This window comes from Treponema succinifaciens DSM 2489 (assembly GCF_000195275.1).
Taxonomy (GTDB): Bacteria; Spirochaetota; Spirochaetia; order Treponematales; family Treponemataceae; genus Treponema_D; species Treponema_D succinifaciens.
In genome coordinates this window covers 618454-632721 of sequence record NC_015385.1, presented here as the reverse complement: position 1 = coordinate 632721, position 14268 = coordinate 618454, and the positions used below count along the sequence as shown (strand labels likewise).

15 protein-coding genes are annotated in these 14268 nt (G+C 34.6%); 6 read left to right on the top strand and 9 right to left on the bottom strand.

All coding sequences use genetic code 11. From position 1 onward, the window contains the following. Positions 1-31: 31 nt before the first annotated feature. Entirely contained in the window at positions 32-679 is a 648-nt protein-coding gene (locus TRESU_RS02920; protein WP_013700821.1) for a hypothetical protein, read from the top strand. A gap of 26 nt (positions 680-705) precedes the next feature. Continuing rightward, entirely contained in the window at positions 706-1650 is a 945-nt protein-coding gene (locus TRESU_RS02915) for a hypothetical protein (protein ID WP_013700820.1), read from the top strand. A 42-nt stretch (positions 1651-1692) separates the two neighbouring features. Here the strand turns inward: TRESU_RS02915 and TRESU_RS02910 are convergent, their stop codons facing one another. Next, positions 1693-1977, bottom strand: coding sequence for a BrnA antitoxin family protein (locus tag TRESU_RS02910; RefSeq protein ID WP_013700819.1), 285 nt, complete (start codon positions 1975-1977; stop codon positions 1693-1695). Beyond that, entirely contained in the window at positions 1940-2182 is a 243-nt protein-coding gene (locus TRESU_RS14600; protein WP_081454746.1) for a BrnT family toxin, read from the bottom strand. Before TRESU_RS14600 ends, TRESU_RS02910 begins: the two co-directional genes overlap by 38 nt. Positions 2183-2500: 318 nt before the next feature. On the opposite strand from TRESU_RS14600, the gene TRESU_RS02905 reads away from it, so the two are divergent. Both TRESU_RS02905 and TRESU_RS02900 read left to right on the top strand, forming a co-directional pair. Next, positions 2501-5548 carry a TOTE conflict system archaeo-eukaryotic primase domain-containing protein gene (locus TRESU_RS02905; RefSeq protein WP_013700818.1) on the top strand — a complete coding sequence of 1016 codons (3048 nt, stop codon included), beginning with the start codon at positions 2501-2503 and terminating at the stop codon, positions 5546-5548. Between the two features lie 212 nt (positions 5549-5760). Beyond that, positions 5761-6363 carry a helix-turn-helix transcriptional regulator gene (locus TRESU_RS02900; RefSeq protein ID WP_052299492.1) on the top strand — a complete coding sequence of 201 codons (603 nt, stop codon included), beginning with the start codon at positions 5761-5763 and terminating at the stop codon, positions 6361-6363. Between the two features lie 24 nt (positions 6364-6387). Here the strand turns inward: TRESU_RS02900 and TRESU_RS02895 are convergent, their stop codons facing one another. The 4 genes from TRESU_RS02895 to TRESU_RS02880 form a co-directional block, all read right to left on the bottom strand. Then, positions 6388-6945: an RloB family protein gene (locus TRESU_RS02895; RefSeq protein ID WP_013700817.1), complete on the bottom strand. Its 558-nt coding sequence runs from the start codon at positions 6943-6945 to the stop codon at positions 6388-6390. A 1-nt stretch (position 6946) separates the two neighbouring features. Then, positions 6947-8218: an AAA family ATPase gene (locus tag TRESU_RS02890; RefSeq protein ID WP_013700816.1), complete on the bottom strand. Its 1272-nt coding sequence runs from the start codon at positions 8216-8218 to the stop codon at positions 6947-6949. Between the two features lie 311 nt (positions 8219-8529). Continuing rightward, entirely contained in the window at positions 8530-9429 is a 900-nt protein-coding gene (locus tag TRESU_RS02885; RefSeq protein ID WP_013700814.1) for a hypothetical protein, read from the bottom strand. Between the two features lie 103 nt (positions 9430-9532). Beyond that, complete coding sequence (locus TRESU_RS02880) at positions 9533-9979, bottom strand: plasmid fertility inhibition factor family protein (RefSeq protein WP_013700813.1); 447 nt, start codon at positions 9977-9979, stop codon at positions 9533-9535. An 85-nt stretch (positions 9980-10064) separates the two neighbouring features. Between TRESU_RS02880 and TRESU_RS15440 the strand changes: the two genes are divergently transcribed. Together TRESU_RS15440 and TRESU_RS02870 are read left to right on the top strand one after the other, a co-directional pair. After that, positions 10065-10355 carry a transposase gene (locus TRESU_RS15440; protein ID WP_041611913.1) on the top strand — a complete coding sequence of 97 codons (291 nt, stop codon included), beginning with the start codon at positions 10065-10067 and terminating at the stop codon, positions 10353-10355. A gap of 26 nt (positions 10356-10381) precedes the next feature. Continuing rightward, entirely contained in the window at positions 10382-11263 is an 882-nt protein-coding gene (locus TRESU_RS02870; protein WP_013702715.1) for an IS3 family transposase, read from the top strand. Positions 11264-11488: 225 nt separating this feature from the next. Here TRESU_RS02870 and TRESU_RS02865 read toward each other — a convergent pair whose 3' ends face one another. From TRESU_RS02865 to TRESU_RS02855, 3 genes are all read right to left on the bottom strand, one after another. Beyond that, a complete protein-coding gene (locus tag TRESU_RS02865) occupies positions 11489-12244 on the bottom strand; it encodes a hypothetical protein (RefSeq protein ID WP_013700811.1) in 756 nt (251 codons plus the stop codon). 6 nt (positions 12245-12250) lie between these two features. Continuing rightward, positions 12251-13498 carry a DUF262 domain-containing protein gene (locus TRESU_RS02860; protein WP_013700810.1) on the bottom strand — a complete coding sequence of 416 codons (1248 nt, stop codon included), beginning with the start codon at positions 13496-13498 and terminating at the stop codon, positions 12251-12253. A gap of 175 nt (positions 13499-13673) precedes the next feature. After that, on the bottom strand, positions 13674-14192 hold the full coding sequence (locus TRESU_RS02855) for a hypothetical protein (RefSeq protein ID WP_148228245.1): 519 nt from the start codon (positions 14190-14192) through the stop codon (positions 13674-13676). Positions 14193-14268 lie beyond the last annotated feature (76 nt).

Genomic DNA, 14268 nt, shown 5'->3' with positions numbered 1-14268 from the left:
TTCCTTATCAACTTATTCACAGGAGAAAATCATGAAACAGGCAACCAGCAAAAAGAACACCGCAAGACTCACCGCCGCGCTCTTCGCGCTTATTCTGCTTTTTCCATGCTGCATGGACTCAGGCTCAGGCGGAAGTTCATCCGACTCAAGCGACACAATTGTAGCTCCAGCCGAACCTGCACCGGACAATTCCGACAACGATGACAGCACAGACGACAACGGTGATGATTCAGGAAAAACAGAGCCTGCCGAGCCTAAACCCGACACTCCTGATGATTCTGAAGGCGTAACTGAAATTGACAGCGACACCGACATGAGCAAACTAAATCCGACAAAAAAATATATCTTCAAGGCGACTGACGGAACTGTAGATGCCGCAAAACTTGTGTATGCAAAAAAAATATTGGGTGAAAACTTGTCTTTTACGGACACTGATGTAAATTACACACTTGATTTTTCAAACAAATCATTTGCAAATACAACCGATGAAATTGAAAGCAGAAGTGAATATGCATCAAAGAAGGGAATTTCCAAATCAGAAAACATAATTACTGATGAAAATTTGACTGAAACAATAAAAATTGCTGATGTTGAATTTATTACAAAACCTATATACAACGGTGAAAGTGGAAGTCTTGTTCAACAGGCATTTAAATTTGGCAAAATGTTAATAATGTAAAGGTTACCTTTGGTAACGAACATAGTATGACTGAAGCGTACAAGGGTGGTATAATCCTTGAAAATCCAAATGTAAAAATAACATCTGATGATGTTAATTCCGCAACTCTAACTGGATATGTGTATACTGAAACAATGAATGGATTATCCGATAATTCATTGATGTCAAGATTAACAAAGGATTCAGATCTTCCAATCTTGAATTTTAAATTTGTTTTCTTGAACGATACTGAAAATTTTTATGGTACTGGTGTAGACAAAATTTTTGAAAATTACTACAGGAACGGTGCGAGTGATAAAATTTTGGTAAAATCTTCATCTGCTCCTTTTAACGCTAAGGATGCTTTGAATGGCGGTTATATGTATGATAAAAATGGTAATTATAATAAGAATGCTTATGGTATTGACATCAATACCGCTCTTTTAATGGCTGAAAAATTAACAAATGAAATTCAAAATGTTAATATTTCTGGAAATGTAACCTCCGATGTAGATACAGATTTGACTCCTTCTAATGTTCGTTTCTCTGGTGATGTTTCTGGTTTGAAGCTTATACTAGGCGGAGATGCTGGTATAATAGATTTTGCTGTTGTTGGTCCTAAATCCGAAATAACTGCAGTGGGTGCAAAAGTTATAGTAAGAGGTTTAAAGGAAGGTTCTTATGAAGGTATTTATACTGCTAATACTCTTGATTTTTCAGGTGTTGATAAAACTTTATTGAAAAATATTGAAGTTGGAAATGCAACAAAAAGAGTTTATGGTGCATCTAGTTCTAATTTCAGTTTAGCTAATAATAGGGATACTGTTTTTAAAACAACTTCTTCCGCTTCTACAAACCAAGCTTGGGAAAAGAAGGGTAGGGGTGAGCCAGTTTCTGACGGTGAACTTATTTCAAAATTGGATGTAAAGGCAAAGGCTAATAATCCACTTTTGCAAAAATTACTTGATGAAAATTGCCCCGTTTACGGTTAATATAGATCCTTCTGCAAGTCCGCCCCCTCCCCGGCGGATTTTTTAGTCAGTAAAATCCAGCACAGGCATTTTGTGTTCCATCACAACGGAACGAAGAATTTCATTTGTCTTTGACTGATAGCCTTTTCCGAAACTCTTTAGAACTGCAACCAAATCCGCGTCAAGCCTCATTGTGACTGTCTGTTTTATAGGCTCAATCTTATAGTATTTGAATTTAGCTTTTGAGAAATCAGTTGTCTTTGGAATGTCAGAATAGTCAACAGGGGCATTTCCGAGATTTTTCAGCTCGTCAATTTGTTCCTGTGTAAGATTTGATAAATTCGTCATACGCTTTCTTTTCCTGCGGATCAAGTCCTCTTGCTGAAATCAAGCGGTGCCGTTCCTTTCCGTCTGAACACCGTTCCGTATAAAACACCGTGACTACGGCTATTCCGTTGATGTTTCCGAAGCCCTGATACCTTTGCTCTGTCTTTGAGTGTTCCTCATCGGCAATCTCAAGAAACAGCGGGTCAAGAAAAACTTTGGACTTTATTTATCATCTGATCGCTTGTCAAAATTTTACTCCAGAATGTTTGTTTTCTTTTTATATGCTTAGATTTTTCTATTATAGTATAGCATGATTTTAGCCTGTAAAACAAAGCAAGCTGAATAATTTTTATGCAGCTACAAACAGAGAACTTACCGATAAACATACCCAGTCTGTCAGATAAATATAGTAACTATATTTTAAAATAAAGTAACTAAATTTTGAAATATAGTTACTTTATTTTTTATGGGATTTTTAAGTGCCCCCACTCTTCCCCGCTTCAAACTTTGTTATTTTTAACATACAATAAACCGAATAAAAATTATGACAAAAAGGGATTTTCTTCTTTCGCTTTCAAAAGATGAGCTTGTGGAGCTGATTTTCGGTTTTTCAGAAACGAATCGGGAAGCTGGTGATTTTATTCAGAAAAAAATCTATCAGGCGGAAGCTTTTGGACAGAACAACAAACAAGAAAATCTGTTAGAAAATCCTAAAGCCATGAATGCGGAAGTTCCTGCTGCGGAAATTTCTGCATACACCAATGCCATAAACCGTTTTAGTTCCCCGGAAGAAAAAATCGCGCTTTTTAAATCACTTTTTTCAGGGCGGACTGATGTTTTTGCCCTGCGCTGGCACAACGAAAAATCAAATAAAAGCGGATATTCGCCGGTATGCAAAAACAAATGGCTTTCGGGAAAATGCGACTTGAAAAAATATTCGTGCGCCGCCTGCCCCTTTAAGTTTCCGGAAAGCCTGTCCGATTCAAGAATTTACAATCATCTTGCCGGAAAAGATTTATACTGCCGCGACGTGATTGGAATTTATCCGCTTCTTTTGGACAACTGCTGCAACTTTCTTGCGTTCGACTTTGACTCGCACAAAAAAAACTTTGAGAATACAGAAAAATCTGACGATGCAGCTAATGACAACAGCAATTCTGAGAAATGGAAAAACGATGTTCGGGCAGTCTTCAAAACCTGCGGTGAATATTCAATTTTTCATTCCGTTGAAATTTCGCGTTCTGGAAACGGCGCTCATCTGTGGATTTTCTTCAGCGAAAAAATAAAAGCTAAAACGGCAAGACAATTCGGCTCTTTGATTCTTCAAGCGTCAATGCTGAAAAATCATTCGATTTCTTTTGAAAGTTTTGACCGGATGTTCCCGAACCAGGATGAAATTCCAAATGGCGGCTACGGAAATCTTATTGCGCTTCCGCTTCAAGGCCGGGCCGTTAAAGAAAAACATTCTGTTTTTACCGATGAATATTTTTTGCCTTATGACGACCAGTGGAAATATTTAAGTTCGGTCCAGAAACTGTCAGAAAAAGAAATAATTGAAATTTCAGAGCAGATTCAAAAAAAATTGGGATTCTCAATTCCGCTTTGCAACGAAGAAAATCCATTTGAAAATAAAAAACCACTTTCTAATTCATTTAAAAGCAAAGACACAGAAAATGAAGAACTTAACTCATCAGATTTTTCGCAAAAGGTAAAAATCACCCTTACAAACCGCATTGAAATTCAAAAAGCCGGAATCTCCGAAAAAGCACTGTATATCTTACGGCGGACGGCGGTTTTTCTAAATCCCGAATACTATAAAAATCTTCGCCTTCATTTGCCGCTGTATAATATTCCAAGGTTCATCGACTGTTCCAAAGGAAACGAGAAGTGCCTGCTTTTGCCGCGCGGACTTTTGGACGAAACGCTTGAAACCTTAAAGTCCGCAAATGCCGGATACGAAATTGCGGACAAAAGAGAGGGCGGAACAAAAATCGACTTGGCATTTAAGGCAGAGCTTTACGATGAACAGAAACTGGCTTTAACCGAAATGCTCAAAAACGACACAGGGATTTTATCTGCAGGAACAGGATTCGGAAAAACAGTCACCGCGGCAGCCCTTATTGCCAGGCGGAAAACAAACACTCTTATTCTTGTTCAAACCCACGCACTTTTAGAACAATGGAAAAAATCCGTCAAAACTTTTTTAGACTTCGACCCCGGAACAATCGCATCAAGAAAGGACAAGTCCACAGGAATCGTCGATATTGCAATAATAAAATCCCTGACAGAAAACAATTCTGACAGAATAAAGCCGCGAACTCACAAATACGGAATGGTTATAATAGATGAATGTCATCACGTTTCCGCTTTCAGCACAGAAAATCTTGTCTCTAGCTTTTGCGCAAAATACGTTTACGGCTTGACAGCAACTCCAATAAGGCGCGACGGTCATCAGAAAATAATTTTTTATCAATGCGGAAAAATTTTGTTTTCTACAAGCTCAAAACAGATGAACAAAATGCAGAATTTCGACCATTATTTTATTCCCCGATTTTCAAATTTTCATTTTAACCCCGACTCAAACACGACAGACAAAAACCGTTCAATCAACAACTACTATGCAGAACTTATAAAGAACGAGGCTCGAAACGAACTGATTGCAGAAGACGTAAAAAATGCGGTAAAAAACGGACGCACTCCGCTGGTCTTGTCTGACAGGATTGAACATCTTGAAACATTAGAAAAGCGCCTTAAAAATTCCGCAAAAAATGTGATTCTGATTACAGGACGCGGAACTTCAAAACAGAAGAAAACGCAGCTTGAAAAACTCAATTCAATCCCAAAGGAAGAAAGCCTTATTGTCCTTGCCACAGGGAAATATGCAGGAGAAGGTTTTGACCAGCCGCGGCTAGACACTTTGATGCTTGTTTTTCCGTTCAGCTGGAAGGGAACTCTTGCACAATACTGCGGACGGCTTCACAGAAATTTCGCAGGCAAAAACGAGGTTCAGATTTATGATTACGTGGATTTTAGAATTCCGGTCTTTGACAGGATGTATCAGAACAGACTGAAAGGCTACAGACAGCTTGGCTATTCTGTAAAAGTAGATGATGAAAAAAGCGCTGGTCAACAGCAAAATGCGCGTTCAAAAATATATTCTTTTGCCGAATATAAAACAGATTTTGAAAATGACCTCGCTTGCGCAAAAAAATCTGTCACACTGTTTTTGCCGTATCTTACAAAAACGCAGACGCAGAATTTCATTCATTTTGCTTTAAAAAATATTCCAGACGGAGCAAGGGTTCTTGTTTTTACAAAGCGCGCGGCAACCGCAGAAAACCGGAAAAAACAGGACGCCATGATTCTCCAGCTGGAAAACGCAGGCGCAAAAGTTGAAAAACGGAATGAGCTTTCCCAAAAAACTGCAATAATCGACGAAAAAATTCTCTGGTACGGAAGCGTGAACTTTTTAAGCGCCCCAAATTTCCACACGCCCAGCCCACAAGAAAACGAAGAATGCACAATCCGCATTTTCAGCGCAGCGGTGGCACAGGAAATAGAAGCGGAGATGGTCGGGAAAGAGGAAGAATAAGTTCTGTTTTTCCTTAGTGTACACTAAGGAAAGTGCTTGACACGGTGATGTTTGCATAGCAAACTCGGTTAGCAATCTACTAGAAATTGGACCTATGAATCAGTTCTGCACAATTATCCTTGATTGTGTAAAAGAATACGCACATCTACAACCAGGCAATTGAAGTCTACAAGAGCCTTGAAAACGAGATTGACGGAAACGAAAAACTGAACGTGGCAAAACTTGAAAAACTGATTGTGTTCCTTGAAATGAACGCGTTCAAAATTGAAGACAATCTGTGGAATATAATCGAAGAAGCCATGATGAAAAACCGCCTCATCCAGTTTGACTATTATAAAAACGGAAGGCGTTATGAAGTTACCGTCGAGCCTTGGCAGCTTGTCTACTTTCAGGGAATGTGGAGCTTGTACTGCTACAATAAATTCTACAAGGAAACTCGGCTCTATAATCTTCCTGCAATCACGAATCCAAAAATTTTGGACAAAACTTTTACTCTTCCGCCGGACTTTGAATTTGAAAAGCACAGCAAAGGCAGCTTCGGAAAATTCATCGGAAAAGAAAACTACAGTTTCAAACTGAAAATCCGCAAGGAAAAAACCGACTACATCCGAATGTACAAATGGGCGGACGACCAGAAATTCGAGGAACAGAGCGACGGAACAGCAATAATGACTTTTACAAGCAACCAATACTACCCCGTCCTGAACTGGATTCTGGAAAAAGGAATGTATGTCACTCCACTTGCGCCGCAAAAATTAGTTGATGCCTGGAGGGAGAATGTCCTTGCGATGTATGAGGAAGCGCGGGATATATGATTTTGGTTTTATCGGAGGAGTTTACTAATCTTGTTGTTTATTTAACTCGTCAATAAAAACAGAAAGGTTTGAAAACGCTTTTCCTGATTCTGTATTGGAAACGATATTATCTTTGGCAACATTTCTATTTTTCCAAAGAACTTCCTGCTGTATCAATGACAAAGAACCTTTTATATAGGTATTCCATTCTGAATGCATTTGCAATTTCTGAAGACATTTATTTACATCTATTATTTGGCTGTTAATTTTCTCAATATGTGCAAGAAACCAGATTTCAATGCAAGGATTACTTAAAAGACTTGTTGCGTCACATTGCTTTATTGTATCAACAACTTTTTTTACATCCGCATCATACATAAGATAACATTGAATTTTATCTGCAGCATTTATTCTAAGTTCCTTTTTATGCCTATCAATAAGGCGTTGATTTATCTTTTGTCCTACGATTTTTGAAATAACTTTTATAGGCAATCGATATTTTTGTCTGAGCATATCAACATAACATTCTTCCGTTTCACCTTCACATAAAACAAGGATTACCTGTTTCATTCTTCTAGAACCACGTGATTTTTCTTTTTTCATATCATTCCCTAAACAATTTCTTTATAGAATCAATAGAAGAAGTTGTATATGGAACAGCATCGAAACGCCCCTGCAAATATCCTTTTTCAGCATCCATATTTTCACGGAAATCCTTAAAATCATAAAGCGAGTAAAAATCAGTTGATGCATCCTCCTTTTTATTTGTAAAACAAATCTGATCTCGCCTAAATTTTTTAACATCGATTAGATTTGTATTATGACTTGTAAAAAGAAGTTGAGCATTTTTTGAGGCATGAACCATATTGACAATAAATTCCGCAAGTTCACTATGCAAGCTCTGATCAAACTCATCTACAATAAGGCTTTTTCCATTTTTGCACACATCAAGAAGAACAAGAAGAAGCGAGAAAATCTGAATTGTTCCGTCTGATTCTTCTGAGAAAAGATCAAAATGAATACTGTTGTTTTTTTTATGTACAGTCAAAAATCTAACTATCGTTTCATGCTGCATAGCAGGAATGCTAGGTATTGCCGCCGTTCCAATCTGAAGATACGCAGGCGGAATAGGAACGTTAATTTTTTCTTGCCTTACGGAAATATCAACGATGTCGCTGTCTGCCATCTGCAAGGCTTTTAATAAAAGTTGCTTGTTTTCCTTGAATAATGAAACTGCATAATTTGTACTAATCTTTGGAACACCAATAAATGAATTCTTCAAAAAGAAATTATAAATCACTTTTGCAAGTTCCCTATCCATTTGACTTGCCCGGCTTATAAAAAGAGTATTACGGCTAGTGCTATTTGCAACATCAAACGGTTTTATAAGGTAACCCTCGGCAAAACTATAAATTTCATCTTTCCTTTTTCCAACCTGTTCATTTCTTGTGAATATCTTTGCCTTTCGCTTTCCAGGATAATAATACAAACTTTCTGAAACAATTTCTTCACGAGTAAGAGAGAATGAATACTCATACTCAACTTCATTCTGAATAAAGCTGATAGAAAAACTGCTTGACTTTTCATGATAACCGTCAAACTTAAACGGCATAAAATTAAAAACCGCACCATTATTATTAAGATGAGAATAAAGGATTGTTTGATAGCAAAACGCAAGAGCTTTTATTATGCTGGATTTTCCAGAGGCGTTTGGACCGAAAATTCCGATAGTTTTTAAATATTTTTTTCCATTGCAAATAAATATATTATCTGAAAGTTCCTTTGCACTTTTAGTTGAAATATTTTCAGTTCTAAAATCGACAGTAATTTCATCTTTTATCGAGAAAAAGTTACTTAAACTGAATTTTAATAGCATAAAACACCTTTTTTTGTAGATTTACTACAAATATAACACATTTATAAAAAAGAAGATAGAACTTTATGAATTTTACACTGAACATTATTTTTCAGAAGAGCTACTTGTTCCAGCAATGCCTATGTAAAAATGCTTATAACAATTCCAACTGAAACTAACATATCTGTTTTGACGAGCACTTTATTCCCTAATCACAACAATTATCAAACTTGTACATTCTGCTTTCAAAAAGAACTATGAAAGGGATTTCCATGCAGAATGATTCACCGTAGTCAAACACAGCAACTGAATAATTCTGCCCGCCACGACCTTCAAAATAGGCATTCAAGGGCTTTGCAATATTTTTTAAGTAAATCATTCAGATAAATGGAATGTTCTTTTTCTAAAAATATATTTATTACTTTTTGTTCATTTTTAAAAGTATTTTTATGAAACACCATTATATATACATCATCTGAAGAAACTGGATCTTTACAAGAAAGACAACATGAATCTTTTATATATGAATATTCTTTTACAATATCCAATGCTGTTTTAGAGTTTACTATGAATCCATAATAATTTGATAAAAAAATATTTTTATATAATTCATTTATTGAATGTTCAGCTACAGAAAACTCTGCAGAATCATTGAAACCATTTATTTCATCCAACTTGCATAAAAGAGAAAACCTATGACTTCTATCAGAATTATCTGCAAAAATTTTATTTGACCAAGTCAATATTGATGCTCTTTTTATAGGTTGCCCACCTTCATTAGCGGCTCTGTTAAAAACAACATATCGAATACTAGAATAGTCCTTATAATTATTTTTTCCATCAACCAAAAACTGCTCGTATTGTTCTATCTTGAAATTTTCAAAAGATGTCAATCCGTCTGCTTTAGAGTTTGTCAGTCCCGAGAATTTAGAAAAAGGAATTTGAAAATGTCCTATTTCTTTTTCTTCAAAAAGTTTTTTCAAGATTTTGGATGCGTAAAAATCTTCTTTTTGTCTATTTGTAAGAAAACAAATACGATTATTGCTTATAATCTTTTTAACTTTAAACAAAGGTTCATAATCACGAAAAAAATAGTCTTTCGGAAAATTTTTTGATATATCATTAAACTCAATTTCTTTTAAAATCCTATCAAATGCGAATAAAGCTAAATGCTTCTTTTTTGTTACTTTTATAAAATTCTTTATACATAATGGAATTCTTTTTAATGACATATTTTTATTTTTCCCTATTACATCTTATCAATTAAATCATATCATTTATCAGCTTCAAAATAAAATTCAAAAGAATTTTGTCATAAGTTTAACGAAAGTAAAATTATTTTATGTCGCTGTTTTTAATAAGAAAATAGAATTCTGTATCATTTAGAAATTCATTAGAATCTATTCCAAAAACTAAATATTTAACATTGTTTGCTAATAAGTAATTTGTTCTTGTTAAACCGTTTTCAAGAGTTGGAATAATATTTATTTCATCTTCCATCATTATTTGAACATTTACAATCGGAACAGGATTATCCCTGCCTGATTGGAATCCAATTTCAGCTCGTTTATATTTTATATCATTGTGCTTATCCTCAATATTTGCAAGAACTTTTTGAATATCAAATTCACTCTTTTTCCACTGTTTATCAAAATAGTCAGCATTGATTATAATAAACTTATTATATGAAGAACTCATATAATAAGTTTTTGAGCCATCAATTTCAAAAATCGCCCTATTCAAATCATCTCTGTAAATTCTTAATCTGTCATATTTTATCAATCTTTACCTCTATAATAAGCCTCAGATTTAGACACGGAGGAGAAAAAACAACGAATTTGTGCTAAGGTCAAGGTAGGACAAATTCATGGGAAGAAAAAGAAAGGATTTTTCAGACAAGTTCAAACTCGAAGTCGCAAAAGAGGCTCTTAAAAAGAGAGCTAAAGAGGCGGAGGTCGCTGCAAAGTACAGCATTGCACCAAGCACACTGTCTGAATGGATGGAGCAGTTTCTGGAAGAAAAACTTGAGACAGACGAACAGAAAGCCCTCCGTGAAGAGAATGAAAGGCTACGGGCAAAGCAGGATGAAATGCTCGCCTCATTAGGAAAGAAACAGCTCGAGGTTGACTTGCTAAAAAAAAAGCTTCATCTGGACTAGCATCATGGCAGCTTGTTCAAAAAGATATGCATGACAAAAATGGAGTCGGGCTGTCTGTACTTGAACAGTGCCGGATACTGAAACTTCCACGGGCAACTTACTATGAGCGCCGCAGATTTGAAGCAGAACGACAGAAAAAGAAGGCTGGGGAAAACAAAACAAGGCTCAATCGTGCAAAAATTGTAATCAATGAGTGGTCAACTCACAGTACCTATGGTTACAAAAAGATGTCAAAGCATCTGAAAAGACTCGGGTACGACTGGGCTGGAGAAAAGTTTATCCGCAACCTGTACAAGGAACTTGGAATCAAAGGCCAGAAGCCTGTCTTCAAGACCACAAGAAGCGGAAAAGCGCCATACGGAAAGTTCCCGTACCTCTTGCGGAACAAGTTCATCGCGTTCCCGAACCAGGTAATGGCGACAGACATCACTTACATCAAGACTCCATGGGGCATGATGTATTTTACGGCCGTGATTGATTTGTACAGCCGGAAGATTCTGAGCTGGCGGCTCTCGGACAGCATGAGGACAGATTTCTGCCTGGAATGCGTGAGGGAAGCCTTTGAGAAATACGGGGTTCCGGCAGTATTCAACACGGACTGCGGTTCCCAGTATACCAGCGGAGAGTTCATCGGGCTTCTGAAATCCTACAATGTTGAAATCAGCATGGACGGAATCGGAAGATGCAAGGACAACATCTTTGTAGAGCGAACCTGGCGTACTTTGAAATATGAATGGATTTTTCTCCGGGATTACAGATCCGAAGAAGAACTCCGAAAACTGCTTGGAGAATTCGTGAGGTTCTTCAACAATGAAAGAATTCATCAGGGCTTGGATTACAAGACTCCTGACGAAGTATACAGGGAAGGAAGTTTTCCTTCGGCAATCATCAACAAGATGGCTGCATAAAATTCGTTATTTTTCAGACAAAATGTCTGGACAAAGGGCTTAGCTTACTCCATTTATCTAAAATTGACAAAATAATGTTTTTACTTTGTCTGTTATATTTTTGAAGCATTTTTTTATCATCTCTTTTAAACTGAAAATCGTCAATAAAAAAATTCTATAGTTTATGCGAAATCCAAACTCATGTTTATAATTAACTTATTATTAAAAGTTTGTCATAAATTTACTTTATAAAATATTCATCTCAAGTAAATTCAAATACTCTTTGTAAATCTTCATAAAAATTTCATCCATCAAAACTAAAATTGAAAATCTAAAAAAATAGTTCTCATAATCATATTCCTTTTTTACTAAATTTGATAAATCTGGAAGATTTTCTTGATATGATTTTAAATTATGAGCACAACGGTTTCTATGTTTCCATATAATCTTATCATAATTTATGACCTCTTCCATCAACGAAACATTAGTTCCATCCTTTGAGACATTGCAAAAATGATTTTCCAATATTTTTTTTGAATGTTTTTTAAAATTATTAAATTGCTTTACTTGCCATATAGCTAAAACAGAGTGCTCAAGCAAATCTATTAAATCTTGGCTTGCCTTTTTCTGAATTTCAGTTTTAGTATCATCATCATAAATTTTCTTAAAACAATCCAGGTCGGGAGTCATTTTTTTTACTTGCTTTTTCAAATCTCTAAATACTTTATTTTTATCCTCTAGTCGAGAATATTCTCCATAACTTGTTTGAGGTTTTAAAAAATCATATCGAAACTCAAAATCATTTGTAGCAATTTCCCATAAAATACATTTCAATTTCTGTTCACTAGCACCTGTCATTTTTAGAAATGTTGTTTGCATTATGTAATCACAAAGAGGATATGTTTCAACTCCCATACTTAGACCTTTTGTTGCGTTTACACAATCTTTTAGTATTTCAGAAACAGGAGTAAGTATAAACTTTGTATGTTTTCCACATTTCATAGCCTGCTATTCCGTATAATTTTTATATATTTGAATAGAATCATTTAAGCGAGCTCTAAGATTTCCTAATCTATTTGGGCTTCTTGAATATGAATTATCCTTTCTTTTTTCATCTATAGCAGTTTGTAATTCATTAATCAATGAATTGCTTAGCTTAATTCTTAAGTTTTCAAAAAGAACATAATAAATCAAGCCAAAAAGATAATAATCTGCGTCTATCCATGAATCAAAACTACTCTTGCTTTTACCTTTCGATAAATCTATTTTACTCTTTAATTCAGCAGTTGTTGCTTTTAGAGTTTTAAATCGTTCTTTCCAACATTCATTTGGAAATATTTTTTCCATATCAAAATTATTAAATTTATCTTCATGACTTTCCTGTTCAAGATTAACAATAAATGAAACATAATCAACATAGAAAGCTTCTCGTGATGCATAAGATGAATAGTATTTCAGAACATTCCAGGCAGAACATTGAGCTTTATATTGTGATAGAATTGAAAGATAACGTATAAAGTCAATTTTAGTGGATTGCATATTTTCAGTAATAGTCAGAGAACACAATACATCTTCATTATCTATCTTGCCATCTAAAAAATCTTTATATTTATCATTCATAAAGTACAATGAACGTCGACTTTCTTGGGCAGACAAAGACTTTCCAAAATAATTTATCTCTCTAAAAGTTTTTGAAAAAGACTTCTGGACTTCGTCTTTTTTATCAGAATCAGGAACTATGTAAGAAAAGCCTAAAAAAGTATTTTCCAAGAATTCATTATCAATCTTATCTTTAATTTTTAATGAGTTATACTTATCAGAATCTTTTGCTTTGTTTTTAATACTTTCTATATTATTTCCTAATTCAAGCAGCTGATTAAATGTCCACTTAATAGGTGTAGTTTTATCAGAATTATCATTATCCATACTGTCATCTTCACTTTTTGTTATATCTTCTGCTTTTTCAAATTTATTTCTATCTGGAAAAGAATCTATTGCAGCAAGTAACAAAGAAGTGAGTCTCTGCTGTCCATCCAATATAAGATTAGTTTCGTTATCATCATTCTCAATTTTATAATGAGCAATAGTTACTGGAGGAATAAATTGTTTATCCTCTAATGATTTAATAAATCTTTTAACAGCTTTTTCATCCCACAAATAACTTCGCTGATATTCAGGCAAAGTTATTTTCTTTTTTAACAACATTTCAATCCAATGTTTTAAGGAATATTCCCCATAATATATTCTATTCTCCATTTTATGCCTCTCTTCAGATATGTATTCTAGTCAAAAGTTTCATTTCCAGAATTTATTTGATTCTCCAGATAATTTTCTACACGTAATTAAATTGTCAATGCAAAAAAAACAACAGAAAGACTGTCCATTTTTTTTCTCACAAACTTGAAAGAATTATACAGTTCAATTCTCATAGTCAAGCAGAAAGAGCGAAATTTGATTTATCATAACCAGTTCTTTTAGACAAATCTTCTAACGATAAATGCTCCCATTGAGGATTATTATAATTTTTATCAAAAGAAACTATCGCATATCTGTCTTCTTCAAAGAAATAGACTCCTGCTGGATAATATTCAACCCAAATTATATTTTTTTTATTGTGCAAACTTGAAACAAAAAATGAAAAAAACTGCTTTAGTAAATTACAAAGAAACACTTTCATATTAAAATCAAATAAATTTATAATTAAATTCGACACGCTAGAAAACGAAGCATTTTTTATCTTATTGCAAATTTCATTCTTGACGCTAAACTCTTTAATTTCATGTTTGGCCAACGAATCAATTGTATTGGTTATTGTAGTGACCTTGGCTATAGGATGCTGAATAATTTCAACAACAGTGTTTTTTTGAGGATCTTTTATGATTTTTATTTGGCAACTAGTTAAAAAACGACCATTGTATGAATTATAGAAATCTAAATTTTTTATTTCCATAAACATAGAAAGTCTCCTATTTTTTACGAATTATAATTATTTTGTTGCAAAATAATATTAAATTATTTATAAGTCA

Excerpts from the sequence above, each read along its gene's own strand:
- TRESU_RS02920 (WP_013700821.1), top strand. The coding sequence starts at position 32 with ATGAAACAGGCAACCAGCAAAAAGAACACCGCAAGACTCACCGCCGCG.
- TRESU_RS02915 (WP_013700820.1), top strand. The coding sequence starts at position 706 with ATGACTGAAGCGTACAAGGGTGGTATAATCCTTGAAAATCCAAATGTA.
- TRESU_RS02910 (WP_013700819.1), bottom strand. The coding sequence starts at position 1,977 with ATGACGAATTTATCAAATCTTACACAGGAACAAATTGACGAGCTGAAA.
- TRESU_RS02905 (WP_013700818.1), top strand. The coding sequence starts at position 2,501 with ATGACAAAAAGGGATTTTCTTCTTTCGCTTTCAAAAGATGAGCTTGTG.
- TRESU_RS02895 (WP_013700817.1), bottom strand. The coding sequence starts at position 6,945 with ATGAAAAAAGAAAAATCACGTGGTTCTAGAAGAATGAAACAGGTAATC.
- TRESU_RS02890 (WP_013700816.1), bottom strand. The coding sequence starts at position 8,218 with ATGCTATTAAAATTCAGTTTAAGTAACTTTTTCTCGATAAAAGATGAA.
- TRESU_RS02885 (WP_013700814.1), bottom strand. The coding sequence starts at position 9,429 with ATGTCATTAAAAAGAATTCCATTATGTATAAAGAATTTTATAAAAGTA.
- TRESU_RS15440 (WP_041611913.1), top strand. The coding sequence starts at position 10,065 with ATGGGAAGAAAAAGAAAGGATTTTTCAGACAAGTTCAAACTCGAAGTC.
- TRESU_RS02870 (WP_013702715.1), top strand. The coding sequence starts at position 10,382 with ATGCATGACAAAAATGGAGTCGGGCTGTCTGTACTTGAACAGTGCCGG.
- TRESU_RS02865 (WP_013700811.1), bottom strand. The coding sequence starts at position 12,244 with ATGAAATGTGGAAAACATACAAAGTTTATACTTACTCCTGTTTCTGAA.
- TRESU_RS02860 (WP_013700810.1), bottom strand. The coding sequence starts at position 13,498 with ATGGAGAATAGAATATATTATGGGGAATATTCCTTAAAACATTGGATT.
- TRESU_RS02855 (WP_148228245.1), bottom strand. The coding sequence starts at position 14,192 with ATGGAAATAAAAAATTTAGATTTCTATAATTCATACAATGGTCGTTTT.